This is a genomic window from Hymenobacter sp. H14-R3 (genome assembly GCF_030063445.1).
Lineage (GTDB): Bacteria > Bacteroidota > Bacteroidia > Cytophagales > Hymenobacteraceae > Hymenobacter.
Map to the genome: position 1 here is coordinate 282,518 of NZ_JASITD010000001.1, position 23,876 is coordinate 306,393.

Sequence of the window (23,876 nt, forward strand, 5' to 3'; positions counted from 1 at the left end):
ACTTCATTGAGTATAATTTTCTAATGGTCGCAGCACTGTACAATTATTGTGCCCGCATCTCAAAACGGCTTACTTAGTGCACTACACTATAAGGCACTGAGGCCAGCGCCTTTTTCTGGTCAGATAGCTCGACCTGAAGCAAGTCATGCACACTAACTCGAATTTTGTTGGATAATTGTGTGAGAGGCAAGTCATTGGAATCCAAGCCAAAGGGATTTTCAATCTCCTCGCCAATCATCTCCAGGCCAAGCAGGGCGTAGGCTCCGAACATAGTAATAGGAACCATGGAATAGCCAGATGTTGACAAAAGTACGAACGGCATTACACCAATAAAGGTAAGAATGTACGCTTTTATGAAAAAAGTGTAAGAAAAGGGGATGGGGGTGGCCTTGATACGTTCACAAACACCATTCACCGACATCAGGCCCAGAAAGTGCTGCTTGAAGTTGAGCAGATGAAAGTCGCGGATGATTTCTACCTGCCGCAGCTGCTCCAAACTTTCCTGCAAAACGGCCAGCAGGGTAACGGCCACGTTTTCAGCCGTGCGCAGTCGTTCCAGAATATCGGGAGTAGCTTCCATCTGCTCAAACTTCATTTCGTTGCGCAGGGAGCCCTTGAGGGCAAACGGGAAGTTGGAGATGAGGGCCGCAAAGTAGCGGCGGCTAGCGGCGGCATCGCGGGGCAGCACAGCATTGAGCTCGATGGCCAAGCCCCGGCACTGCGACACTAACTGCCCCCACACGCGTCGGCCTTCATAGTAGCGGTCGTAGGCAGTGTTGGTGCGGAACACCAGCAGCAAGCTCAGCAAAATACCTAGAAAGGAGAAGTACTCCCGGCTGATGCTCAGCACGGCCCCGTGGTAGTTGATGCCCCACATAGCAATAGCAGCCCCATAGGCACCTACCAGGCTAACGCGAACCAGCAACTGCCGGATAACGGCGGAGGTGTGGAAATGCCGGAGCGCCTGCCACCAGTCGCCCCCTTTGTACACAATCATGCGCGTATTTTTTTAATCGGAGTCCCTTGCCATAGGCCGGTGGGCTCGTGTTGGGGCGCCGGTTGGCAATCTTCGTACCAGCCTTGCGTTCTTTGCGGGCTCACTTCTTCACCTTATGGAACCACTCAAACATTTTTTTGAACTGCTCGTGCACTTCGACCTCGATACGCTGGTGCGGGAGTATGGGAATTTGCTCTATCTACTTTTCTTTATCATTGTTTTCGTCGAAACTGGGGTGGTTATCTTCCCTTTTCTGCCCGGCGACTCGCTACTCTTCGTTGCCGGAGCGCTGGCGGCGCGGGGTGGCCTCAGCCTGAGCGTGCTCATTCCGCTGCTGGTGCTGGCGGCTTTCTTGGGCGACAACCTCAACTATTTTATTGGGGACAAAATAGGGCCGCGGGCTTTTCGGGGCGACTTTAAGCTTCTGAAGCGCAGCTATTTGGAGCAGACGCAAGCTTTCTACGCCAAGCACGGCGGCAAAACGATTATTCTGGCGCGCTTCGTGCCGATTGTGCGCACATTTGCACCCTTCGTAGCGGGCGTGGGCACCATGAGCTACCGCACCTTTGCCACCTATTGCGTGGTGGGTGCCGTACTGTGGGTGGTGTCGATGAGCGTGCTGGGCTACTTGTTTGGCAACATTCCGGCGGTGCAGAAAAACTTTGAACTGGTTGTTATTGCCATTGTGCTGCTATCGGTAGCCCCGGCGGCCTGGCAGTTTGTGCGCAGTAAGCTGAAGGGCCGCGCCGCGTAGCGGAAGCCTGTGCTTGACTCAGGAATAACTACTTGACTACCAAGTAATTTTAGGCTATCATTCTTCCTTTGCGTAGTCACGTATGCGTACTTTTGGGCTCTTGGGCCGCTCGCTGGTCCACTCGTTTTCCCAGACTTATTTCAGTCAGAAGTTTGACCGCTTGGGGCTGGATGACTGCCGCTATGAGTTGTTTGAGCTGGCCACAGCCAGCGACCTGGTACCGCTTTTGGCCCGCCACCCCGAATTGGCGGGTCTGAACGTCACTATCCCGTATAAGGAGCAGATATGGCCCTACCTCACCCGCGTGGCCCCGTCGGCCGCATTGGTGGGGGCGGTTAACGTTATCGAGTTTACGGCCGATGGCAGCCTGGTGGGGCATAATACTGACTACGTGGGCTTTCGCGAGTCGCTGCGCCGGTTTTACCCGCTGCCACTGCACGCCACGGGCCGGGCGCTGGTGCTGGGTACCGGCGGCGCGGCCAAGGCCGTGGGCGTGGCGTTGCGCGAGCTGGGCATTGCGCACTGGCTCGTATCGCGCGACCCCATGAGTGCTCACCTCACCTACGACGAGCTCACGCCGGCCGTGCTGGCTGCCCACTCGCTCATCATCAATACCACGCCGCTGGGTACCTACCCGGCCGTAGATAAGTGCCCGCCCCTGCCCTACGCGGCGCTCACGCCGGCGCACTACCTGTTCGACCTTATTTATAACCCGCGCGAAACGCTGTTTTTGCAGCGGGGCCAGGCGGCGGGGGCGCACACTAAAAACGGCTTCGAAATGCTGGAGCTGCAAGCTGAAGCGGCCTGGGCTATTTGGAACAAGGCCTAAAAAAGAGCGGGAGCGGCTTACCAACTGGTAGGCCGCCCCCGCTCTTTTTTAGGTATTGGCTGCCAGCTACTTGGCTAGCTTGCTGGCTATCTCGGCCGTGTGGCGGCCCTGGAAGCGGGCGCCTTCCAGCTCGTTGGCGCTGGGCTGGCGCTCGCCTTTGCCGCCGGCCACGGTGCTGGCGCCGTAGGGCGTGCCGCCGGTTACCTCCTCATGGCCCATCTGGCCTTGCCAAGCGTAGGGCAGGCCCACAATAACAAAGCCGTGGTGTAGCAGCTCGGTGTGGAAAGCACGGATGGTTTCTTCCTGGCCGCCGTGCTGGGTGGCGGTGCTCACGAACGCGCCGCCAACTTTGCCTACCAGGGCGCCCTTGGCCCAGAGGCCGCCGGTGCTGTCCATAAAGGTCTGCATCTGGCCGCAGAGGTTGCCGTAGCGCGTGGGCGTGCCGAAGATGATGGCATCGTACTCCACCAGCTCGTCGGGGGTTACTACGGGTAGGTGGGCGAAGGCCTGCTGGGCACCGGTAGCCCCGGTTTTGTCGAGCACTTCCTTGGGCAGCGTTTCGGGCACGCGCTTTACAACTACTTCGTTGCCAGCTACTTCGCGGGCACCCTCGGCAATGGCTTCGGCGAGCTTCCAAACGTGCCCATAGGTGGAATAAAACAGGACGAGGGTTTTCATGGAAAAAAGGGGAAATGGTGAGTTGCCTACGGCTGGTTAGCAACGGCAAACCAGGCCCAACTGTTGGGCTTTACTTGGGTATTTACTATATTCATAGCCACCAAGGATTTTATTGACTAAAACACAACTCGTTACTTAATAGATTATTAGCTCTTACGAGTGTGTTATTTATAATGCCGCTGCAACGCTTGGCGCGGCTTACGCTTCTTAAGGGGGCGGGGCAGGTACTTATGCCCGGTTTCGTGCAAAGACCTATCTTTCATTCGCAGCTAGCAGCGCATATGTTGAAAGCTTTCTACCCCGGCCCGGCCCGGCTTGGCTCATGAGTGCTGCTGCCTGGCCCGCGCTGGCCAATGACCCCGTGCCCCCAGCTACCGGCCCCCTCACCGCAAGTCGCCCCAACTCCAGCGCGGTGCTGAGCGAAGAAGAATTAATCGACGGTTGCCTGCAAGGCCGCCAGCTGGCGCAAAAGCAGCTGTATGAGCGCTACGCTGCCCGCATGATGGCCGTGTGCCTGCGCTACGCCCAAACCACGTTTGAGGCCGAGGACGTGTTGCAGGAGGGCTTCGTCACGGTGTTTCGAACGCTGGCCGGCTTTCGGCGCGAGTGCCCCCTGGAGTTCTGGATTCGACGCATCATGGTGAACGCCGCCCTGCGCCAGCACCGCCGCAACGCCCCGCTGGTGGCCGTGAGCGACGGCGATTACCCCGAAACGCTGGCCAGCGACGAGTTTACGTTCAGCAGCTACGCCTACGGCGAGCTGCTGAACGTGGTGCAAGAGCTGGCCCCCCGCTACCGCCTGGTATTCAACCTATATGCCATTGAGGGCTACACGCACCGCGAAATCGGCGAGATGCTCGAAATTTCGGAGGGCACCAGTAAGTCACAGTATTCGCGGGCTCGCGTAGTACTGCAAAATAAACTTGCCCGCCTCCAACCTCCTACTAAGTAAGTTATCATTAGCCCGTTATGAACCCATCCACCCCGCCCAAGGGTAGCCTCGAAGACCTATTTCGCCACCACCTGCTGGAGAGCGAGGCGGCGGCCGTGCCCCCGCGCCCCCAGGTGTGGGAGCACCTGGACAACCGCCTGCTACTGGCCCAGAACGAGAAGTACCGCCACCGCCTGGCGGCCTACCGGTGGGCCGTGGCGGCCAGCCTGCTGCTGGCTTCGCTGGCGGGCGGCGGCTGGTGGCACAGCCAGCAGCAGGCGGCCCCCACTGCCGCTACGCTGGCCGTAGCCACCCCCGCGGCGGCCGGCCGGCCGGGGCTGGCTACGGCGCAGCGCGCCGCCACTACTACCCAGCTTACCACTTCGGCCCCGCTGGGCGCAGCCAGCCAAGCTACCGTTGCGGTTACTTCTCCCTCGCTTTCCCCCGCCTCCCCTATCGACCAAACTACTACGCTTTCGGCCTCGCGCCCCACTCAGCCCACTGCTACCGCAGCCTATACCCAGGCCCTGAACCATTGGCAGACAACGCAAGCGCAGCCTGCTACAGCACGGACTGCTGATGAGCTGACGGCGATTAGCACCCGCAATCGCCTGGCTGCCGCCCGCAATCAGGTGGCCGCCCAGTTCAGTACGCAGGAGCAAGCCGCAGGCCAAACCCAGGAAATGCCGGCGGCGTTGGGCTTATCGACGCGTGGCTTGGCTAACGCTACACCAGGGCGGGCCGGCGTGGGCAACGGCGCAGCGATTACCAACCGGACACCAGCCGATGAGCTGGCAGCGGATGCCCTGCCAGCTTCCGCGCTAGCCAGCGCAGTCCCAACGGGTGAAGGCAGCCTGGCCACGCATTGGGCCAGCCTGGCGGCCTTGCCCCTGGCGGGCCGTCCCACCGACGTAGCCACCGTGGCCGTAGCGGCGGGCCCGCCGCTAGAGCTGGCGCGCAACTGGCAATACGGAGTGTCCTACGCAGCCAGCGCGTTTCAGCCCAACATTGATTTCTCCAAGGCGGCCGACTCGTACAATACCGCGTTTGGGCTGAATTCGCCCATCATCACCCGCTCGGCCGCCGCCGAATATCGCAATAACCTGCGCGCTGGCCTGGGCCAGCGCCTAAGCGTGTGGGCCACGCGCCGGCTGGGGGCCAGCCGCTGGGGCCTGCGCACCGGCCTGGAATTCACGCAGAGCTCGGCCAGCTCGGCCAGCTCCGTGGCCTTTGTGGGCGAGCAGGTAGCCGACCTGTCCTACTCGCAAGCCGTGTTTGCGCCCAAGCCCGCCGCCCGCTTGCAGAGTACCTCTTACCGCTACCGCTCGGTGAGCGTGCCAGTGGAGGCCCGTTACTCCAACCCCACTAAAAGCGGCTTTTCGTTTTATGGCCGGATGGGTGCCTTCGTTACGGCGCTGCTCAACGTGCGCAGCGAGGTGGAGGACAACCCCGAAGCTGCCCGCACCTACACGCCCACCTCAGTTAGCTCGCCCTACCGCCACCTGTCGGTGGGCCTGCGGGGCGGGGGCGGCGTGCAGTACCGCCCCACCGGGCACCAGTGGGCCCTCAACCTGGGGCCGGTGGCCGAGATGGGCGTACTCAGCCTCAATGCCAATGCCAACCAGGATTTTCTGAAGCAGCAGCGCCCCTACAGCTTTGGCCTGGAAGCCGGCGTGGAGCTCGGGCGCGGCTTCAAGATTCAGTAGAGGCGCTCATCGCCTTCGCAGTGCTACCTTGCTGTTTCTATTAACAAGCTTATGCCACTATTTCTACGTTTAGTGCTAGTTATTTTAGCGGGCGCGCTAATTATGGGTGCCCGCCTGGCTACGCGCCACTGTGTTAGCTTGCAGCGCACCACAGCTACGGTGCCCCTGGCGCGGCTTCCCGAAGTTTACGGGTACAGCTATTGGTCCTTTCCGCTGAGCAAACGGGCTGCTTCTTATGAAAAATCTCTCTTTCCTGATGCTCGCCGGCGGCCTGCTAGCCTGTAGCACCATCAACCCCGGCGCTACCACTGCTAAGCGTAACGCCGCCCCGGTGCCACCCACCGAGCTGGTTTACAAGCAGCCCACTACCATTGCCCTCACGCCGGGGCACACCGTGCAGGCCACCCTCACGGAGGTGAGCGACTCGCGCTGCCCCGCCGATGTGCAGTGCATCACGGCGGGCTACGTGGCCGTGGGCGTTAGCTTAAGCGAGGGCCAGGCGCCGCCCGTTTCCCTGCGCTTGTGCCTGGGCTGCAATGCCCGCAACCAGCCCGGCACCATCGACTCGGTAGCCGTAACGCTCAACCAGAAGCCCTACTGGGCGCGCCTGCTAGCCCTGCGGCCCGCCCCGGCCAGCCCTAGCAACACCCCGGCCCCAGTGGCCACCCTGCGCCTGCGGGCGCAATAGCGCCAGCCCGGAAACCAAAAGGAGGTGGCTTTTTTGGAAGTGCAGAAACCCCGGCGGCTCGTTTGGGGTTAGGAAGATTGGCCTTTTTATGGTCACTTATCGTCCTCGCATGTCCACGTATCAGCTTACTTCCGACTTCAAACCAACCGGCGACCAGCCCCGCGCCATTGCCGAACTGGTAAAAGGCGTGAACGGCGGCGAGCCGGCCCAGGTGCTGCTGGGTGCCACCGGCACGGGCAAAACCTTCACGATGGCCAATGTCATTGCCGAAACCGGCAAGCCCGCTCTCGTAATGTGCCACAACAAAACGCTGGCCGCCCAGCTCTACGGCGAGTTCAAGGCGTTTTTTCCGCACAATGCCGTCGAGTATTACATCAGCTACTACGACTACTACCAGCCCGAGGCGTACATCGCCAGCTCCGACGTTTTTATTGAGAAGGACCTGGCCATTAATGAGGAGATTGAGAAGCTGCGGCTGCATTGTACCAGCACCCTGCTGAGCGGCCGGCGCGATGTGGTAGTAATTGCCTCTGTATCATGCATTTATGGCATCGGTAACCCGGAGGAATTTAGCAAGAATGTTATTTTTCTGGCGCCCGGCCACCGCTACTCGCGCAATAACCTGCTCTACCAGTTTGTGCAGATTCTGTACTCGCGCACCGAGGTGGAGTTCAAGCGCGGCTCGTTTCGGGTGAAGGGCGATACCGTGGACGTGTTTCCAGCCTACGCCGACTACGCCTACCGCATCTTCTTCTTCGGTGATGAGATTGAAGCGATTCAGAAAATCGACCCCGTGAGCGGCCGCAAGCTGAGCGATGAGAAGAACATGACCCTCTACCCGGCCAATCTTTTCGTGACCGGCAAGGAAACGTTGAACACCGCCATCCACGAGATTCAGGATGATATGGTGCAGCAGCACAAGTACTTCGAGAAGGAGGGCCGCGACGTGGAGGCGCGCCGCATTCAGGAGCGCACCGAGTTCGACCTCGAAATGATACGCGAGCTGGGCTACTGTTCGGGCATCGAAAACTACTCGCGCTACTTCGACCGCCGCGAACCGGGCTCGCGGCCGTTCTGCCTGCTCGACTATTTTCCCGACGACTACCTGCTGGTAGTGGATGAGAGCCACGCCACCATGCCCCAGATTCGGGCCATGTGGGGCGGCGACCGCAGCCGCAAAACGGCCCTCATCGAGTATGGCTTCCGGTTGCCCTCGGCATTTGACAACAGGCCCTTGACTTTCAACGAGTTTGAGGGCATGTACCGGCAGGCGGTATTCGTGTCGGCCACGCCGGCCGACTACGAGCTGACCCAGGCCAACGGCGTGGTGGTGGAGCAGATTATCCGCCCCACCGGCCTGCTCGACCCCGTTATTGACCTGCGCCCCAGCATCAACCAAGTCGATGACTTGCTTGATGAAGTGGACGAGCGCGTGAAGGCTGGCGACCGTGTGCTGGTAACTACCCTCACCAAGCGTATGGCCGAGGAGCTGAGCAAGTACATGGACCGCCTGGGCATCAAGGTCGAATACATCCACTCGGACGTGAAAACCCTGGACCGCGTGGAGATTCTGCGCCGCCTGCGGCTGGGCGAAGTCGATGTGCTCATTGGCGTAAACCTACTGCGCGAAGGTCTTGACCTGCCGGAAGTTAGCCTGGTCGCCATTCTGGATGCCGACAAGGAAGGCTTCCTGCGTGACCAGCGCTCGCTAATTCAAACGATGGGCCGGGCGGCCCGGAATGAGAACGGCAAAGTTATCCTTTACGCCGACCGCATGACGGGCTCGATGCAGCGCGCCATTGACGAAACTAACCGCCGCCGTGCCACGCAACAAGCTTATAACGAAGAGCATAACATTACGCCGCGCACCGTGCGCAAATCACACGCCCAGATAATGGGCCAGACTGACCTGGCCGACTACCGCACCGTAGAAGCCCAGGCCCCGGCCGGCGCCTACGTCGAAGGCGGGGCCGCGCTGGCCATGGCCGCCGAGCCCGTAGTGGCCATGATGAACCGCGCCGAGCTCGAAAAGCTCATCAAAACTACCGAAAAGAAAATGGAAGCCGCCGCTAAGGAACTGGACTTTTTGCAGGCTGCCAAGCTGCGCGACGAATTGGGTGCCTTAAAGCAAATGCTGAAAGGAAAGCGGGATTAGCACGAGAAGCTGTCTATATTTGGGCACAAACTTACTAGTAGCCATGAAAAAGTATTTCTTCCTTCTTGTAGCGTTGGTTACCTTAGCCAGTCAGCCAGCCACCACAGCAGCTCAACAACTGGCGAAGCCCGTGTATATGCAGGTTTTTTACGCAGGGACTGGTTGGCTGGCTGGCCAGCCGTTGCTGCATTATAGTCCGGCTTTTCGGGGCAAAACGCAGGAGCTGGTGCAAGAGGACTCTACTCGCTTCGCCTCGCCCGGCGCATTGCTTTTTAATGAGTCTGCGCCGGGCACGGTGTATCAGGGTACAATGGTGTCCGTAACTTCTAGTAAAGGCACGCTCGTGCCAGATGGCAAGGGCAAGATGCGCCCCCAAACTCCGGCTGATATTAAGAAGGACCAGCAAGCAGAAAAAGCGCAATTTTCGCGCAGCCTTAACCTGCTTAATGCACGCGCCACTTTGGCATTCAACACACTAACCAATTCTCTGAATGAGGCTGCTGCCGATGGCTGGGAAGTGGTTCAGGTAGCTGCTATGGGCAACGAGGGCGGCTTGGTCTACCTGTTGCGGCGGCGCTAAACCCGCTTACTCCTTCTCTTTCTTTATGACGCTCACGGAGCCGTCGTGCTCCAAGCGCACGGTTTCAACCTTGCTGAGGTCGTCGAGGTTAGCCGCAGCGCGTACGGCGGCGCGCATGGCCTGCTCCGAAAAGCTGGCGAAGCGCAGCTCATCGTAGTGAATATGGTTGCCCTCGGCCAGAATAGATGGCTCGCCCTTGATTAACCGGCCAAGGGCCGGAAAAAAGTATGTGGCATAGGCAATAACGCGGTGCACTACTACCAGTGTAGTAGCCGCTGCAATGGTGGGCCAAAAAGGCCCCGCAGCCGCAATAGCGCGGCTCAGCAGCCCGCCCAGCATAAACTTGACAATGGTTTCGAGCGCGCTGCTACTGGCAAACGTGCGGCGGCCCGACAAACGCAGCAGTAAAATGGCGACGAGGGAAATAAAACCCGTGCGCCAGCAAATTTGACTGGTTGTAATGGTATCAGCCTTGGCATGCAAGCCGAGCAGCTCTACAAAAAAATCATTCATGCTTTAGCTGGTACTAGTAAAAGGACTAGCAGTACGGCGCCGTTGCCAATGTAGTTGGCCGCAACTCCTTGGTCTGAGCAGGCTACTGGCGAGCTACTCAGTTTTTTGGCGCGCCTGCTTGGCGGCGGCGGTGTTGGCAGCGGCCGGCCGGCCAGCTTTGGAGGCTGCTTTCTTCTTCTCGTTGGTGGCTTTCTTCTCGGCGGGGGTCAGCGCGTCCCAGGCTTTGGTGGGCAGGTAGCGCGTGGTGCCGCCAGCGCGGCGAGCGGGCTTGGCGTCGCTGGTTTCCCATTGCTGGTCGGTCCACTGCGCCAGGCTTTTCTGCTTCGAGTTGGGGTGAAGCTGGAGGTAGCCGCCCCCCGCTTTTTGGTAGGCCAGCGTGAGCAGCTGCGATTTGCGGGCGCTCCAGGTGCCGGGCTCGCCACCTTTGGCGGCGGCCCGAATCTCGGTTCTCAGGCGTTCGCGCAGTTGGGGGTCGGTATAGGTATTGTCGTCGGTGCGGCGGCGGGCCGCGGGGCGGGTTTTGGTGCGCTTGCGAACCGGGGTGCTACTGGTGGTGGCGTCGGGGGCAGGAGTTTTCATCGGGGGCCAGGAAAGTAGTGGTTTAAAATAACAGCAAAAAAGCAGGGAGGTTGCATAGGATAGCAAGCTTTTTATTTGTTGTTTAACCTTCATTATCAGATTGTTAAACAAAAATGCTTATTATCCTGGCTCCCGGGGCGGGCACCTCATCACACGAGGCAGCAGGAGAAGTACAGGCAGGTACCGCACGTAACTTGCAGTCCTATTTTTCTTCCTTATGTATAAAAAGTTACTGTGCCTGGCGATAATGTGGGGGATGCTGGTGCCGGTGCAGGCGCAGCGCGTGGGCCTGGTACTAAGCGGCGGCGGCGCCAAGGGCCTGGCGCACGTGGGCGTGCTCAAGCAATTGGAAGCCAATGGCATTCCCATCGACTACATTGTGGGCAACAGCATGGGGGCCGTGGTGGGGGCTATGTACGCGGCCGGTTACTCGCCCCGCGACATTGAGCAGATTGTGCTGTCGGAGGAATTTCAGAACTGGGCTAACGGCAAAGTATTGCCCGACAAGACGTACAACTTTCTTACGGCCGAGCCTTCCCCATCATCGCTGCGCCTGGGGCTGGCCATCGACTCCACGTTTAAGGCTACCATCACCCCAACGCTCGTCAACGACCTTAACCTGAATTTTGCGCTGGCCCGGTTACTGGCGCCGGCCGCCGCCGCCGCCAAATACGACTTCGACAACCTGTTTGTACCCTATCGCGCCTTGGCCACCGAGGTGTTTACCCGCAAGGAAGTGGTGCAGAAATCGGGCTTGCTCGCTGATGCGGTGCGCAACTCCATGGCCTACCCGCTGGCGTTCCGGCCCATTCGCAACCTCGACGGGCGTTATTTATTTGACGGGGCGGTGCTGAATAACTTCCCCACCAACGTGATGCGCAAGGACTTCAAACCTGACATCATGATTGGGGTGAACGTGGGCGACGTGGCCCTCAAGAAGTATCCCTATAAAAAAGACGACGCGCTGCTCACCAGCACGCTGGTTTTTCTGGGTTCGAGCGTGGCCGACACCAACAGCGTGGGCAAAAATGGCATCTATATTCAGCCCGACCTGGGCAGCCTGGGTGCGGCCGACTTTGATAAGGTGCGCACGCTCATCGCCGAGGGCGACACGGCCACGCAGCTCAAGATGGACGAGCTGAAGCAGCGCATCACGCGCCGGGTGGATACGGTGGACTTGCAGCGCCGCCGCCTTGCGTTTCAGCAGAGCGTGCCTAGCCCGCGCTTTGTGGAGGTGGAGGTGCACGGCCTGCGGGCCGACCAGAACGAGTATGCCCGCAGCTTTTTCCAGCGCAGTGGCTCTACCTACACCATTGATGACCTGGAGGAAGGCTACTACCGCCTGGCCTCCGACGATTATTTCCGCAATATCTATCCCCGCATTCGCTACGACGAGAAGCTGAAGGGCTACGTACTTAGCATTGATGCCCAGCGCAATAACAACGTAGCCGCTGACCTGGGCTTCACGCTCAGCACCCGCCCCATCGAGAGCCTGTACCTGGGCGTGGAGTTTCGCTACCTGCGCCGGCTGCTGTACTCGGCGGCGGCCAACGTGAGCGTGGGGCGCTTCTACAACGGGGCGCAGGCCACCTTCCGGGTGAATGCGCCAGGCAAGCTGCCGTTCTACATTTCGCCCATTATCACCTACAACCAGTGGGATTTTCAGCAGACGGGCGTGCTGCTGGGCAGCGATGCCCTCAGCACCCAGGTGAAGCAAAAGGACACCAAAATAGGGGCCCAGTTTGGGGTGTCGCCCCGCTACCGCTCGCGCATGGTGCTCGACGTGGGGGCCTTTTATAACGTTGATAACTACTCGAACCTACAGGATATTTCCTCGTCGGCCTTCCTCGACCGTACCTCCTTTAAGGGGGCTACAGCGGCCATTCGCTTTGCCCGCAACTCGCTTAACCGCAAGCAGTACGCTACCGGCGGGCGGCGCGCCATCGTTACCCTGCGGGGCATCACGGGCACGGAGGTGTATAACCCCGGCTCTACCTCCAACTTTCAGGACCTGGGCGAGCGCTCGCAGCACCACCAATGGCTACAGTTCAGGGGCACGTATGAGCGCTATTTCGCGCTGCAAAAGGACCGCTCTTCGTGGGGCTACTTCGGCGAGCTGATGATAAGCGGCCAGGGCGGGTTTTTCAATTATCGCTCCTCGCTAACCACGGCTCCCTTGTTTGCGCCGCTGCCCGACTCGCGCACCCGCTTTTTGGAGCGCTACCGCTCGCCACGCTTTGCAGCCGCGGGCGTGCGCTACTCGCAGCTGGTGCTGGGCAAGCTGGAGTGGCGCTCCGAGCTCTTTGCACACGTCAATATTGCCGAGTTTCAGGATAAAAGCCAAGTGGCCGACCATACTTCGGGCGTAACCCGGCCCTACCTCACGGCCTCCACAGGCCTCATCTTCACCACGCCGGTGGGGCCGCTGGCGCTGCACGCGCTCTACTACGATGACCCTAATCCTAACAACCGATTTGGGTTGTACGCGCACTTGGGCTACATCTTGTTCCGGGGCCGCTCGCTGGACTAGGTAAAATAAGGAGCAGGTATCAGGTAGCACAAGCACGTCGTGCTGAGCTTGCCGAAGCATCTCTACCGCACAGTTGGGATTAATAATTCAACGATGTGGTAGAGATGCCTCGGCAAGCTCAATATGACGTATTTTTTAAGTAATTGTCTAATAGACAATCAATTACTTATTCATTACCGGCCCCGGCTGCGGCGTGGCAGAGGGTGTACCTACCTGCGGCCAACCAGCCGCACTGTAGGTCACTTTATCGAGCAGCAGCACGCGGCGCGAATAGCCCTGCTCGGCGTTGAGGGCATCGTAGGTGGGCTGCTCCCGGTCGATGGCGTGGTAGAGCAGCCAGTCTTGCCCGGCCGCGTCGGTGATGAGGCAGTTGTGGCCGGGGGCCTGCCAGCGCGCGTTTTCGGTGAGGATGGTGCCCGCCGTATCGGTAGCGGCGGCCAGGGTTTGGTAGGGGCCGGTAGGCTGGCGGGCGCGGGCGGCCAGCACCGCGTAGCGAGCATCGGGGCCGCAGCAGTTGTCGCCCGAGTAAAACAGGTAGTACCAACCCGCCCGGTAGTGCACCCAACTACCTTCTATGAGGTGGCCGTAGGCAGTTTTGTCGCCAATAGGTAGCGGGGCCACTACCACCTGCGCGGCGCTGCCGGGCACGAAGCTGAGCCCGTCGGCGGCCAGCTCACGCACCCGCAACGGCCCGAAGCCCGAGCCCCAGAACAACAGCTGCCGCCTGGTGCCAGGCTCCACAAAACGCATGGGGTCAATGTTTTCGAAGCCCGGGCCGCCAGCCAGCAGCGGCGCGCCGCTATCCACAAACGGGCCGGCGGGCTGCGTGGCTACGGCCACCCCCAGGCACAGACCAGCGGCCGGGTCATTGGGCTGCGCCGAGTAGTAGAGCAGGTAGCGGCCATCGGCGTGCCGGCTCACGTCGGGGGCCCAGAAGCGCTGGCTGGTGGCGGCCCAGGTGGGCTTGGTGGGCAGGGCCTCGCCCAGGTGCTCCCAGCTCATCAGGTCGCGGGAGCGCGCCACCTGGAAGTTGAGCACCTGGCCCGCGTGCTTGGTTTGGGTGGCGTAGGCGTAGTAATAGCCGTCGGGGGCCAGCAGCACGCTAGGGTCCGGAAAGTCGCAGTCCAGCACGGGGTTTTGGTAGATAGCCATCTATAGTAAGCTTTAGCTTGCCAGTCGTTAAATAAGTTACTGCTTTTTAAGACTTTATACCTGTGGCGGCAAGCTATAGCCTACCCTACGCGCTGAAAATAACCTCTGGAGCTTCCAGCGGCAGCAGGTGGCCGGCCCCCGGCACGGCCACCAGGGCCGAGCCAGCGGGCAGCAGCGGCAGCGTTTGCTGGCGCTGGGCGGCCAGCGGAATGGCGCGGTCGTTTTCGCCCACCAGCAGGCGGCAGGGCACCGCAATACGGGGCATCAGGGCCGAAATGTCCTCGCGCGAGCCGCGCAGCAGCCAGGCATCCCAGGCGGCCTGGGTAGTGCGCAGGTTGTCGGCAATCACCTGCGCGCGCTGCTCGTCGGAAAGCGGAATGCTGGTGATTTTGGTGAAGGTACTCTCGGCCTCGGCGCGCTGGCCGTAGGCAGCCAGGCTGGCCGCCCGGTCGGCGTCGCTGATGGGCTCGGGCGTAGGCGGCGAGGGCGACAGTAGTAGCAGCCCACGCAGCCCGGCCGGCTGGCGGGCGGCCAGGGCCAGGGCTATTTTGCCGCTCATACTATGGCCAATTATTTGATAATCAACTAGTTTATTATCCTCAACATACTGCGCTACCCAATCGGCGTAGCTGGCCACGGAGTAGTCGAAGCCGGCGGGGGCGGCCTGGCTGCCAAAGCCGGGCAGGTCGGGGGCCAGCAGGTGGCTGCCGGGCGGCAGCAGCGGCAACAGGGGCTCAAATTCGTGGCCGGAGCCGGCCCAGTAGTGCAGGGCAAGGTAAGTAGTCATGTGTAGTCAGCTAGAATTCAGAATATTAAGCCTTATTTTTTGGTGCCGGTGATATGGATAGTGGTGGTGATTTTTGCGGTGGGCGCGCCGGCTTTACTAGTTAGCGTTTGGGCAATTTTGCTATCGAGTAACATGCCAGTAGCTAGCTCCACGTCCATGGTGCCGGTTTGCGTGCCGTCCATGTCCATTGCTCCCTGGCCCTCCAGCTTACTAATGATGCCTAGGTGCGCTACTCCGGCGCTCATACTGGTGAGCTTATAGATGCTGGCCGCCCGAATACTAAGGGGGCCCACTGCCAGCTTGATAGTTCTGGACCACGTGTCGCCAGGTTTCACTGCGTGGCCCGGGTAAATGTAGAACGACTGTTCCATATCACCACGCAAAGTACTATCGTTCAATGACTTATTCAACTGTGCACGCATGGCGGCAGCATTGGGGCTGGCCGGGTCTACGGTGCCGTTCACCAGGGCCTCAGCGCCTTTAATAGCAGTCACTTTGCCTTCGTCGGTGAGCGTGGCTTCAAACGACTTGCCCACTAAGCCCCCCATGGTGGCCAGGGGGCTACTTTTGGTGCCCGGGTCATTGCTGTCGTAGGCCAGCTTGTGGCCCATCGTCTCCATTTTCATGGCTATCCGGTCGTAGGACACGGTCAGGTTTTTTGACGTTCCGGCCCCAGCCCGCACCGCGTAGCTACTTACCATGGTTATCGACTGGCCTATTTTCTGGCCAGGCGCATCTATTTGCTGGTCACTCTCAACGGCGTACGTAAACTTGCTGCCCGGCGCAAAATTAAATTTCAGGTTCACCGCTTCATCTTTGGTAGCCTCGGAGGGGCTGCCGCAACCACTCAAAACCAAAGCTGCCACTACCAATCCGGTAAAAGAAGAAGTCACGCTCATAGAAATGCAGCGGTGAAATGGGCCGCGCTGCCTATACAACGGCCCACTGGTGGTTAAGTTGAGCCAAAAAGCTGAGCTGCCTCGCCAGCCCGGCAGGGCGCCAGGGCCCTCGGTACCCGCGTTGGGGCCGGCGCTACAGCAAGCGCAAAATAAAGTTGCGCCTTAGGCAATGCTAATTTGCACAACTTGCGGCCCACCTGTTACATTTGGCTTGATTATAGCGGCTTCACTTTCCGCTCATTCCTCTACTTTCTACCTGCTGCCTATCGACCAGAAGCTCTACGTTCCCCCAATAACCCGTAGCCCTTTATGGAACCCTTGCAGCCGAGCGATTCTGCGCTCATCGACCTTTACCTGGCCGGCCGTGAAGCGGCATTTGCCCAGCTGCTCCAGCGCCACCAGGCGCGGGTCTACACTACCATTCACCTGGTAGTGCGCGACGAAGACCTGGCCGACGACCTCACCCAGGATACCTTCATTAAGGCCATCCACACCCTCAAAAGCGGGCGCTACCAAGACGAAGGCAAGTTTGGCTCCTGGCTGTGCCGCATTGCGCACAACCTGGCCATCGACGCATTTCGCCGGGCCAAGCGAGTGCCCCAGACCAGCCTTGATGACAATATGGGGCTCGCCAACTCGTTACAGTTGTCCGAAGAGTCAGCCGACGACGTATTAGGCCGCGAGGAAAGCCACGCGCACCTGCGCCAGCTGATTCAGGAATTGCCCACTGCCCAAAAAGAAGTACTACTAATGCGCCACTACGGCGACATGAGCTTTCAGGAAATAGCCGACGCAACCGGCGTTAGCATCAATACTGCGCTCGGCCGTATGCGCTATGCGCTCATCAACCTGCGGAAAAAAATGGCCGCTCATTCGCTCCTGTATGATTCAAACCTTACCCCACCCGACGTTGCTTCGCTACGTGTACAACGAATTGCCGGCTGACGAGCAGCACGACTTCGAGGAAGCCCTGCTGCACGACCCCGCCCTGGCCAGCGCCTGCGCCGACCTGCTGCTGGCCCAGCGCACCCTCGACCGCCTCGCCCGCGTCCCGCGCCCGGCCACCACGGCGGCCATCTTGCAGTACTCGCGCACATTTATGCGCTAGCCAGCAGGCTTTTATCAGGTAAAAAAGAATACCAAAAGCACGTCATGCTGAGCTTGCCGAAGCATCTCGCGTGGGGTGGTAACTCAAATTCGTCGAACGATTGAGTTACCACCCCACGCGAGATGCTTCGGTAAGCTCAGCATGACGTTTTCTTTTAAGAAGCGATAGCCCTCCCCAACAAAATGACGCGCCCCGAACGGTTCCGCCGCTTTATTGACTACTTCACCACCAACTTTCCGGAGCCCAAAACGGAGCTGGCCTACCGCAACCCCTACGAGCTGATTGTGGCCGTGGTGCTGAGCGCCCAGTGCACCGACAAGCGCGTGAACTTGGTGATGCCCGCCCTGCTGGCGCAGTTTCCGACGGCCGCCGAGCTGGGCGCGGCCTCGGCGGCGGATATTTTTCCGTTTGTCCGCAGCGTATCATACCCCAATAACAAAGCCAAGCACCTGGCCGGCCTCGGGCATTTGCTGCTGGCGGAGTTTGGCGGCGAAGTGCCCAGCACCATTGAGGAGTTGCAGCGCTTGCCCGGCGTGGGCCGCAAAACGGCCAACGTGGTGGTATCCGTCATCTACAACCAGCCCGCGATGGCCGTGGACACGCACGTTTTTCGGGTGTCGCACCGGCTGGGGCTGGTGCCCAAAACCGCCACCACGCCGCTGGCCGTGGAGAAAGGCCTGGTAAAGTACATTCCGCAGGCCGTAATTCCGAAGGCCCACCACTGGCTGATTTTACACGGCCGCTATGTGTGCGTGGCCCGCTCGCCCAAGTGCAGCGCCTGCCCGCTCACCGATGCTTGCGCCTACTACGCCAAGGAAGTGCTGGGGGCCGCCGCGGCGGGCAAGCCCGCCGCGGCTTCGGCAAAGAGCCAGCGATAAGCCTGACCAAACTCGCGCCGCCAAAACCATTCGGCGTGCAGCCCATCGGGCAGAGCCCTGAAATTTAGGCTATTACTGGGCACACCGGCTGCGTGCAGGGCGTCGTGCACGGCGGCCATCAGGGGCACCATGGTGGGGCTTTCCTGGGTGCCGCACACAAAATACCAGCGCGTGTCGGGCCGGGGCGGCTGCTCCGCCACGTAGCGTAGCAGGGCCGGCGCGGCAAACCAATAGGCCGGCGACAGCACGCCTACCCGCCCAAACACGGCCGGGTAGCGCAGGGCCGCGTAGGTGGCCAGTAGCCCACCCATGCTGGAACCGGCTACGCCGGTGCTATCGCGAGCGGGCTGGGTGCGGTAGTGATGGTCGATGAAGGGCTTGAGGGTATCAACCAAAAAGTCAACGTATTGTGCGCCCTCGCCGCCGCGCTTGGTGCGCTTGTTGCGCCAGGGCGAGTACTCGTCGAGGCGGTGCGGGCCGCCGTTGTCCACGGCTACTACAACGCAGCCGTGCGGGTCGAGGCCGCTGGCAGCGAGTTGGTCCAGGGTTTCGTCCACGCCCCACTCGCCGGCGAAGGATGTGTATTGGTCAAAGATATTCTGGCCGTCTTGCAGGTACAGCACCGGGTAGCGGCCGGTGCCGCCCTCGTAGCCGGGCGGCAGGTACACCCACACCCGGCGCGTGCGCCGCAGCTGCGGCATGGCAAACGCGGGCGCCAGGATATGCACATTGGGCGAGGCCGAGTGCTGCCGCGGCGGAATGCTGCCACCCTGGTCTTCCCAATTAAGTATTTGCTGCTCAATTACTTGCTCACTCTGCCCAAACAAGTAGCGCCGGTTAGGCACGGCCCGGTTGGCGGCATCGGTTTCGATGGTGACCCAGCTGCCGCGGCAAAATTTATAGTCGAGCGTGCCCCGGCCGGGCGGCAGGGTGAGGTAGTAGTCGCCGGCGGCAGCGTCGAAGGCGAAGGCGTAGGCCGGGTCGTCGGTCACCCAGCCGTTGCACGAGCCGGCGAGGTAAATAGTGGCTCCAGCCGGCGTATTAGCCGGCAGGGCCGTGAGCCGGAACGTGACTGGTAACCGGGCGGCGTGGCGGCGCAGGCGGGTGAGTAACCGGGAAAATATTTTCTTCATCTTTATATTTTCCTTTCGCTGAATTAGGGCGGTGTAGAAGTCGGCTTCCCCTGACTATCCCACACGGGTAGTAACAGAATACTTAAGTTGTCGGCCTCGGCGGTATTATTGCAACTTGCTGCCAGCTACGGCGGTGCAAGTGAGGGTAGATACTGTCTTTTTAACTACGTGGGGTTGATGCCAAAATTACTTTATCGGGTGGGCTATGGGTTGGCGCTGGGGCTGGCCAGCGCGGGCTATGCCGCCGCGCAGGCCCCGGCCGACTCCAGTGCCCTTGCGGCAGCCGTGGCGGGGGCGGGCGAGGTATATGCCCGCATCGTGCGGCCCGAGTCACTGCTCTTCAGCGGGCCGGAGTATGCGGACTACGTGCAGCCGGGTGCCAAAAGCCATCCGTTTTTTCTGGATGCTGCGCCGCAGCCGGGCACGGTGGTGTACCGCGGGGCGGCTTTCGGGGACGTGCCGCTGCGCTACGACTTGGCGCTGGGCCAAGTGGTGGCGAGCTACCCCGGCCAGGCGGCGGCCTATACGCTGGTACCGGGCGGGGTCAGCGCTTTCACGCTGGGCGGGCATCGGTTTGTGCGGCTGGTGGCCGACTCGGCCGGCCAAACGCTACCCACCGGCTACTACGACCTGTTGCTGAGCGGCCCGGTAAGCCTGCTGGCCAGCCATACCAAAAAAATACAAAGAACCTACGTGCAGCAAGAGCTGCGCCTGGAATACGGGCAGACCGATAAGCTCTACGTGCGCACGGCCCGCACCACGGCCGAGGTAAGCAGCCTCAAAAACCTGCTGGCGCTGCTGCCTGCTCACAAAGACGAGGTGCAGCGCTACGCCCAGCAGCACAAGCTGAGCTTTGGCGCGGCGCAGCAGGAGGCCTCGGCGCTGGCAGCGCTGCGCTACTACTACACGCTGCTGCAGTAGCCGGCGCAACTGCCGCAGCGAGCGGTCTCTTTCCTTTTCCATCTGCATTCTATGCCCCGTTTCTACTTCGTTGTTTTTCTTGCGGCCGGGCTGCTGGCTGGTAGCGCGCTACCTACCCTGGCCCAGCAGAATAACCCTACTATTAGCGGCGATTTTCGGGGAATACGCTTTGAAGAGTTTGCGCGGCGAGTGGAGGCCCAGACGCCCTACCGCTTTTATTTCAAAACGGCTACCCTCGATACCGTAACGGTGCATGTGCAGGTCGATAACCTGCGGCTGCTGGCTTTGCTATCGCAGGTATTTTCGCATACCTCTTTGCAATTCGCTATTGATGAGGCTACTAACCGGGTATTTGTGACGCCCGAGCGGCCGCTGCAAACACAGGTGCCCAAAGGCGTTTTTCAGACCCTGCCGCCCGGCGCGGCGCCCGCACCCGACCTGGCCATTGCGCCCGTGCGGCCTAGCGGGCCGCCGGCCACGGGCACATCCGAGTTTCGGGTGTATGAGATTGGGCCGCGCCAGGCCACGCCGGCCGGGGGCCGCGCCACGCTCACGGGCACGGTGCGCACGGGCGGGGCCACCGCGCCCGTGCTGGGGGCGGCCGTGTTTATTGACTCGCCCAACATCGGCACGGCCACTGATAAGCTGGGCAACTACTCGCTCACGATTCCGGTGGGCCGGCACAACCTCAACATTCGGGGCCTCGGCATTCGGAGCACCCGCCGCCAGCTGTGGGTGCACGGCGACGGCCGCCTCGACCTGGAAGTGCTGGCCGACGTGACCTCGCTGACCGAAGTAGTGGTGCAGGGCCAGAAGGACCGCAACGTGCGCAGCATGCAAATGGGCGTGCAAAAGCTGGATATCAAGCAGATAAAGCAAATCCCGACCGTGTTTGGCGAGTCGGACCTGCTGCGGGTGGTCACGGCCTTGCCGGGCGTCAAAACCATTGGCGAGGGCAGCACGGGCTTTAGCGTGCGCGGCGGTGGCACCGACCAAAACCTGGTGCTTTTCAACGGGGCCACCATTTATAACCCGGCCCACTTGTTCGGCTTTTTCTCGGCCTTCAACCCCGACATGGTGCAGTCGGTGGAGCTGTATAAGAGCGCCATTCCGGCCCGCTACGGGGGGCGGCTGGCCTCGGTGCTCGATATTGTGGGCCGCGAGGGCAGCCGCAAGAAATTCGGCGCCTCGGGCGGTATTGGCCTGCTAACCAGCCGCCTGGCTCTGGAAGGTCCTCTGGCCAAGGGCAAGGGCTCGTTTCTGGTGAGCGGGCGCACCTCGTACTCCGATTGGCTGCTGAAGAAGGTGCCCAGCCCCACGCTCAAGAACAGCGCGGCCTCTTTCTATGACCTGAGCGCCTACCTCACCTACGATTTCAACCCTCATAACTCGTTGTCGGCCACCGGCTACCTCAGCCACGACCGCTTCCGGCTGGCCAGCGACACGGTGTACGAGTACCGCAACGCGGCCGCCAGCCTGAAGTGGAAGCACGACTTCAACGACAAGTTTTACGGCACGCTGCTGGGCACTACCAGCCACTACGATTTCAACCTGGCCACCACGCGCAACGAGTTCTCAGCCAGCACGTTTGCCTACAGCCTCAACCAGTCGTCGGTGCAGGCCGACCTCTCCTACCTGGTGCACCCCAAGCACACCCTGGACTTCGGGGCCAGCTCGCTGCTCTACAACACAGCCCCCGGCGACCAGTTGCCGGCGGGCGACAAGTCGCTGCTGCTGCCTACCAACATTCAGCACGAGCGGGCCCTCGAAAGCGCCGTGTACGCCTCGGAGCGGTTTGACGTGAGCCCCCGGTTTTCGGTGCAGGCAGGGCTGCGCTACTCGTTTTACCAGGCGCTGGGGCCGCGCACGGTGTCGGAGTACATCCCGGGTATTTCGCGCAGCGTAAGCACGATTACGGGCACTACCACCTACGGCCAAAACCAGGTATTTGCCCACTACAACGGCCCCGAGTGGCGGCTCTCGGGCAAGTTTGAGCTCACCGACAACTCGTCGGTAAAGGTGAGCTACAACCGCATGCGCCAGTACATTCACCAGCTCTCCAACACCACGGTGGTATCGCCCACCGACACTTGGAAGCTGAGCGACGGCTACATCCGGCCGCAGGTGGGCGACCAGGTTTCGCTGGGCTACTACCGCAATTTCAAGCGCAATACCATCGAGTTTTCGGTGGAGACTTACTACAAGAAAATCCACGATTTTCTCGACTACAAGAGCGGGGCCGTGCTGCTGCTGAACCCGCGCCTCGAAACCGACCTCGTGAACGCCGAGGGCAAGGCCTACGGCGTGGAAGTGCTGCTGCGCAAAAACACCGGCAAAATCAACGGCTGGCTCAGCTACACCTACGCCCGCTCGCTGGTGCAGGTGAGCACCGCCACCGACGTGGTGAACGGCGGCGCCTGGTACGCCAGCAACTACGACAAGCCCCACGACGTGACGCTGGTGGGTAACTACCGCTTCAGCCAGCGCTTCAGCGCCTCGCTCAACATGAACTACAGCACCGGCCGCCCCATCACGCTGCCACTGGCTAAGTACTACATCGACAACGCCTTGCGCGTGTATTACTCGGACCGCAACGCCTACCGCGTGCCCGACTACTACCGCATGGACTTCGCCCTCAACATTGAGGGCAGCCACAAAATCCACAAGCTGGCCCACAGCTCCTGGACGATAAGCATCTACAACGTGACGGGCCGGCGCAACCCGTATTCCGTTTATTTTCAAACGGTTAATGGGCAGCTGAAAGGCTACAAGCTGTCAATTTTTGGCGAGCCCATTCCGACGGTTACGTATAATTTTCGCTTTTAAAACATGAGAGTTACTAGCCTTTTTATCAGCACGTTGAGTCTAGCCTTTACCTTAACGGGCTGCGTAGAGCCTTACGTACCGGCCGTGCTCGATGCGCCGGCCAGCTTTTTGGTGGTCGATGGCTTTATCAACGGCAACGGGCGCACCCGCATCAAGCTCGCCCGCACCGCCAACCTCTCGGCCACCACGCCCCCACCCGCCGAAAAGGGGGCCAAGCTCTTCGTGGTCGATAACACGGGGGCGCGCTATAACCTGAGTGAACAAACGGCGGGCTCCTACCAGTCCGATAGCCTGACGCTACCCCCTGGCCGCCAGTACCAGTTGCGCATCACCACCACCGGTGGGGCCGCCTACGCCTCGGCCTTGGTCCCGCTGAAGGTAACGCCCCCCATCGACAAGCTAGCCTGGCAACTCACCGGCAACCAAGTGAACATAAAGGTCAGTGCCCACGACGACGCCCAGCAGGCGCGCTTCTACCGCTGGAGCTTCGTCGAAACCTGGGAGTTTACCGCTGGCCTGCACTCCAATATCGAATACTACGCGAAACCACCATTTCCATTATCAATGATGGATGTGCGCACGACGCCGATTTATACCTGCTGGCGTACCGAGCGAGCATCCACCATCAAGCAAACCTCCACGGTTCAGCTTAGCCAGGATGCTCTTACCGATTTTGTCTTGCTCACCATTCCTAAGCGGGCCGAGCGTTTCAAAATCCGGTATAGCGTGCTGGTAAGCCAAGTAGCCCAGACGGCTGAGGAATTTGCTTATTACGAGCAGCTACGGAAAAATACTGAGGCCGTGGGCACCGTCAACGACCCGCTACCTACCCAACTTACCGGCAACATCCACCGCGTAGACGAGGCCAGTGAGCCCGTACTCGGCTTCGTAGGAGCGCACACCGTACGGCAACAACGCCTCTTCATTGACCACACTGAATTGCCGCCACTTGCTGAATCCCAATACGATACCCCTTACATTACCTGCGCCGCATACCCTCAGTATTTTTGCAGTGGCGGCGGCTGTGATAGGCTAGGGGTTATCGCCTTGTTCGCTTCCCCCACCAACATACCGCTGGACTTTATTTCGGACCCCGACTTTGGAGATGGCATTCTTAGTGCCTCCGCTGACTGCGCCGATTGCCGCTTGCGCGGTAGCACTACCAAGCCCAGCTTCTGGTAGGCAAGCTGCGAGAGTCTTGCCGCATACTCAACTTCAACAGCTAGTCAATA

22 protein-coding genes are annotated in these 23,876 nt (G+C 60.4%); 14 read left to right on the top strand and 8 right to left on the bottom strand.

All coding sequences use genetic code 11. The features are described from left to right. Positions 1-73 precede the first annotated feature (73 nt). Entirely contained in the window at positions 74-997 is a 924-nt protein-coding gene (locus QMK33_RS01360; RefSeq protein WP_283562743.1) for a bestrophin family protein, read from the bottom strand. 115 nt (positions 998-1,112) lie between these two features. On the opposite strand from QMK33_RS01360, the gene QMK33_RS01365 reads away from it, so the two are divergent. Both QMK33_RS01365 and QMK33_RS01370 read left to right on the top strand, forming a co-directional pair. Then, a complete protein-coding gene (locus QMK33_RS01365; protein ID WP_283562744.1) occupies positions 1,113-1,751 on the top strand; it encodes a DedA family protein in 639 nt (212 codons plus the stop codon). 82 nt (positions 1,752-1,833) lie between these two features. After that, entirely contained in the window at positions 1,834-2,580 is a 747-nt protein-coding gene (locus QMK33_RS01370; protein ID WP_283562745.1) for a shikimate dehydrogenase family protein, read from the top strand. 66 nt (positions 2,581-2,646) lie between these two features. On the opposite strand, the gene wrbA is transcribed toward QMK33_RS01370, so the two are convergent. Next, positions 2,647-3,258, bottom strand: coding sequence for an NAD(P)H:quinone oxidoreductase (gene wrbA / locus QMK33_RS01375; protein ID WP_283562746.1), 612 nt, complete (start codon positions 3,256-3,258; stop codon positions 2,647-2,649). Positions 3,259-3,580: 322 nt separating this feature from the next. On the opposite strand from wrbA, the gene QMK33_RS01380 reads away from it, so the two are divergent. The 5 genes from QMK33_RS01380 (at position 3,581) to QMK33_RS01400 (ending at position 9,318) form a co-directional block, all read left to right on the top strand. Further along, positions 3,581-4,210 carry an RNA polymerase sigma factor gene (locus QMK33_RS01380; RefSeq protein ID WP_283562747.1) on the top strand — a complete coding sequence of 210 codons (630 nt, stop codon included), beginning with the start codon at positions 3,581-3,583 and terminating at the stop codon, positions 4,208-4,210. A 17-nt stretch (positions 4,211-4,227) separates the two neighbouring features. After that, positions 4,228-5,895 carry an outer membrane beta-barrel protein gene (locus QMK33_RS01385; RefSeq protein ID WP_283562748.1) on the top strand — a complete coding sequence of 556 codons (1,668 nt, stop codon included), beginning with the start codon at positions 4,228-4,230 and terminating at the stop codon, positions 5,893-5,895. A gap of 235 nt (positions 5,896-6,130) precedes the next feature. After that, complete coding sequence (locus QMK33_RS01390; RefSeq protein WP_283562749.1) at positions 6,131-6,583, top strand: hypothetical protein; 453 nt, start codon at positions 6,131-6,133, stop codon at positions 6,581-6,583. 88 nt (positions 6,584-6,671) lie between these two features. Beyond that, the gene (gene uvrB / locus QMK33_RS01395; protein WP_283562750.1) at positions 6,672-8,738 is read left to right on the top strand and encodes an excinuclease ABC subunit UvrB; all 2,067 of its coding nucleotides are present in this window, start codon (positions 6,672-6,674) and stop codon (positions 8,736-8,738) included. Between the two features lie 43 nt (positions 8,739-8,781). Continuing rightward, positions 8,782-9,318, top strand: coding sequence for a hypothetical protein (locus QMK33_RS01400; RefSeq protein ID WP_283562751.1), 537 nt, complete (start codon positions 8,782-8,784; stop codon positions 9,316-9,318). 6 nt (positions 9,319-9,324) lie between these two features. Here the strand turns inward: QMK33_RS01400 and QMK33_RS01405 are convergent, their stop codons facing one another. Together QMK33_RS01405 and QMK33_RS01410 are read right to left on the bottom strand one after the other, a co-directional pair. Further along, complete coding sequence (locus QMK33_RS01405; protein WP_283562752.1) at positions 9,325-9,831, bottom strand: DUF421 domain-containing protein; 507 nt, start codon at positions 9,829-9,831, stop codon at positions 9,325-9,327. Between the two features lie 93 nt (positions 9,832-9,924). Beyond that, the gene (locus tag QMK33_RS01410; RefSeq protein WP_283562753.1) at positions 9,925-10,410 is read right to left on the bottom strand and encodes a hypothetical protein; all 486 of its coding nucleotides are present in this window, start codon (positions 10,408-10,410) and stop codon (positions 9,925-9,927) included. A 217-nt stretch (positions 10,411-10,627) separates the two neighbouring features. Here QMK33_RS01410 and QMK33_RS01415 point away from each other — a divergent pair, with 217 nt between their 5' ends. Then, entirely contained in the window at positions 10,628-12,940 is a 2,313-nt protein-coding gene (locus QMK33_RS01415) for a patatin-like phospholipase family protein (RefSeq protein WP_283562754.1), read from the top strand. 162 nt (positions 12,941-13,102) lie between these two features. Here the strand turns inward: QMK33_RS01415 and QMK33_RS01420 are convergent, their stop codons facing one another. The 3 genes from QMK33_RS01420 to QMK33_RS01430 all read right to left on the bottom strand — a co-directional run bounded on the left by QMK33_RS01420 (position 13,103) and on the right by QMK33_RS01430 (position 15,772). Beyond that, the gene (locus tag QMK33_RS01420; RefSeq protein WP_283562755.1) at positions 13,103-14,092 is read right to left on the bottom strand and encodes a glycoside hydrolase family 43 protein; all 990 of its coding nucleotides are present in this window, start codon (positions 14,090-14,092) and stop codon (positions 13,103-13,105) included. Positions 14,093-14,177: 85 nt separating this feature from the next. After that, positions 14,178-14,879, bottom strand: coding sequence for an alpha/beta fold hydrolase (locus QMK33_RS01425; RefSeq protein WP_283562756.1), 702 nt, complete (start codon positions 14,877-14,879; stop codon positions 14,178-14,180). 32 nt (positions 14,880-14,911) lie between these two features. After that, positions 14,912-15,772 carry a DUF6263 family protein gene (locus QMK33_RS01430; protein WP_283562757.1) on the bottom strand — a complete coding sequence of 287 codons (861 nt, stop codon included), beginning with the start codon at positions 15,770-15,772 and terminating at the stop codon, positions 14,912-14,914. Positions 15,773-16,087: 315 nt separating this feature from the next. Here QMK33_RS01430 and QMK33_RS01435 point away from each other — a divergent pair, with 315 nt between their 5' ends. From QMK33_RS01435 to nth, 3 genes are all read left to right on the top strand, one after another. Then, on the top strand, positions 16,088-16,723 hold the full coding sequence (locus QMK33_RS01435; RefSeq protein ID WP_283562758.1) for an RNA polymerase sigma factor: 636 nt from the start codon (positions 16,088-16,090) through the stop codon (positions 16,721-16,723). Then, the gene (locus tag QMK33_RS01440; RefSeq protein WP_283562759.1) at positions 16,701-16,886 is read left to right on the top strand and encodes a hypothetical protein; all 186 of its coding nucleotides are present in this window, start codon (positions 16,701-16,703) and stop codon (positions 16,884-16,886) included. Before QMK33_RS01435 ends, QMK33_RS01440 begins: the two co-directional genes overlap by 23 nt. A 182-nt stretch (positions 16,887-17,068) precedes the next feature. Continuing rightward, positions 17,069-17,764 (top strand): endonuclease III, encoded by a 696-nt coding sequence (nth, locus tag QMK33_RS01445; protein WP_283562760.1) that lies wholly within the window; start codon positions 17,069-17,071, stop codon positions 17,762-17,764. Here nth and QMK33_RS01450 read toward each other — a convergent pair. After that, positions 17,692-18,897, bottom strand: coding sequence for an alpha/beta hydrolase-fold protein (locus QMK33_RS01450; RefSeq protein WP_283562761.1), 1,206 nt, complete (start codon positions 18,895-18,897; stop codon positions 17,692-17,694). The genes nth and QMK33_RS01450 overlap by 73 nt on opposite strands. Before the next feature lie 177 nt (positions 18,898-19,074). Here QMK33_RS01450 and QMK33_RS01455 point away from each other — a divergent pair, with 177 nt between their 5' ends. Genes QMK33_RS01455 through QMK33_RS01465 form a run of 3 tightly spaced genes read left to right on the top strand, consistent with a single transcriptional unit; the run spans position 19,075 to position 23,826 of the window. After that, complete coding sequence (locus tag QMK33_RS01455; RefSeq protein ID WP_283562762.1) at positions 19,075-19,818, top strand: hypothetical protein; 744 nt, start codon at positions 19,075-19,077, stop codon at positions 19,816-19,818. A 51-nt stretch (positions 19,819-19,869) separates the two neighbouring features. Continuing rightward, on the top strand, positions 19,870-22,644 hold the full coding sequence (locus QMK33_RS01460; RefSeq protein WP_283562763.1) for a TonB-dependent receptor: 2,775 nt from the start codon (positions 19,870-19,872) through the stop codon (positions 22,642-22,644). A 3-nt stretch (positions 22,645-22,647) separates the two neighbouring features. Beyond that, positions 22,648-23,826: a DUF4249 domain-containing protein gene (locus QMK33_RS01465; RefSeq protein WP_283562764.1), complete on the top strand. Its 1,179-nt coding sequence runs from the start codon at positions 22,648-22,650 to the stop codon at positions 23,824-23,826. Positions 23,827-23,876: the final 50 nt, after the last annotated feature.

Coding starts and splice junctions, on each gene's coding strand:
- QMK33_RS01390 (WP_283562749.1), top strand. CDS start 6,131: ATGAAAAATCTCTCTTTCCTGATGCTCGCCGGCGGCCTGCTAGCCTGT.
- QMK33_RS01410 (WP_283562753.1), bottom strand. CDS start 10,410: ATGAAAACTCCTGCCCCCGACGCCACCACCAGTAGCACCCCGGTTCGC.
- QMK33_RS01360 (WP_283562743.1), bottom strand. CDS start 997: ATGATTGTGTACAAAGGGGGCGACTGGTGGCAGGCGCTCCGGCATTTC.
- wrbA (WP_283562746.1), bottom strand. CDS start 3,258: ATGAAAACCCTCGTCCTGTTTTATTCCACCTATGGGCACGTTTGGAAG.
- QMK33_RS01455 (WP_283562762.1), top strand. CDS start 19,075: ATGCCAAAATTACTTTATCGGGTGGGCTATGGGTTGGCGCTGGGGCTG.
- QMK33_RS01460 (WP_283562763.1), top strand. CDS start 19,870: ATGCCCCGTTTCTACTTCGTTGTTTTTCTTGCGGCCGGGCTGCTGGCT.
- QMK33_RS01405 (WP_283562752.1), bottom strand. CDS start 9,831: ATGAATGATTTTTTTGTAGAGCTGCTCGGCTTGCATGCCAAGGCTGAT.
- QMK33_RS01435 (WP_283562758.1), top strand. CDS start 16,088: ATGGAACCCTTGCAGCCGAGCGATTCTGCGCTCATCGACCTTTACCTG.
- QMK33_RS01380 (WP_283562747.1), top strand. CDS start 3,581: ATGAGTGCTGCTGCCTGGCCCGCGCTGGCCAATGACCCCGTGCCCCCA.
- QMK33_RS01370 (WP_283562745.1), top strand. CDS start 1,834: ATGCGTACTTTTGGGCTCTTGGGCCGCTCGCTGGTCCACTCGTTTTCC.
- nth (WP_283562760.1), top strand. CDS start 17,069: ATGACGCGCCCCGAACGGTTCCGCCGCTTTATTGACTACTTCACCACC.
- QMK33_RS01450 (WP_283562761.1), bottom strand. CDS start 18,897: ATGAAGAAAATATTTTCCCGGTTACTCACCCGCCTGCGCCGCCACGCC.
- QMK33_RS01415 (WP_283562754.1), top strand. CDS start 10,628: ATGTATAAAAAGTTACTGTGCCTGGCGATAATGTGGGGGATGCTGGTG.
- QMK33_RS01400 (WP_283562751.1), top strand. CDS start 8,782: ATGAAAAAGTATTTCTTCCTTCTTGTAGCGTTGGTTACCTTAGCCAGT.
- uvrB (WP_283562750.1), top strand. CDS start 6,672: ATGGTCACTTATCGTCCTCGCATGTCCACGTATCAGCTTACTTCCGAC.
- QMK33_RS01420 (WP_283562755.1), bottom strand. CDS start 14,092: ATGGCTATCTACCAAAACCCCGTGCTGGACTGCGACTTTCCGGACCCT.
- QMK33_RS01385 (WP_283562748.1), top strand. CDS start 4,228: ATGAACCCATCCACCCCGCCCAAGGGTAGCCTCGAAGACCTATTTCGC.
- QMK33_RS01425 (WP_283562756.1), bottom strand. CDS start 14,879: ATGACTACTTACCTTGCCCTGCACTACTGGGCCGGCTCCGGCCACGAA.
- QMK33_RS01365 (WP_283562744.1), top strand. CDS start 1,113: ATGGAACCACTCAAACATTTTTTTGAACTGCTCGTGCACTTCGACCTC.
- QMK33_RS01465 (WP_283562764.1), top strand. CDS start 22,648: ATGAGAGTTACTAGCCTTTTTATCAGCACGTTGAGTCTAGCCTTTACC.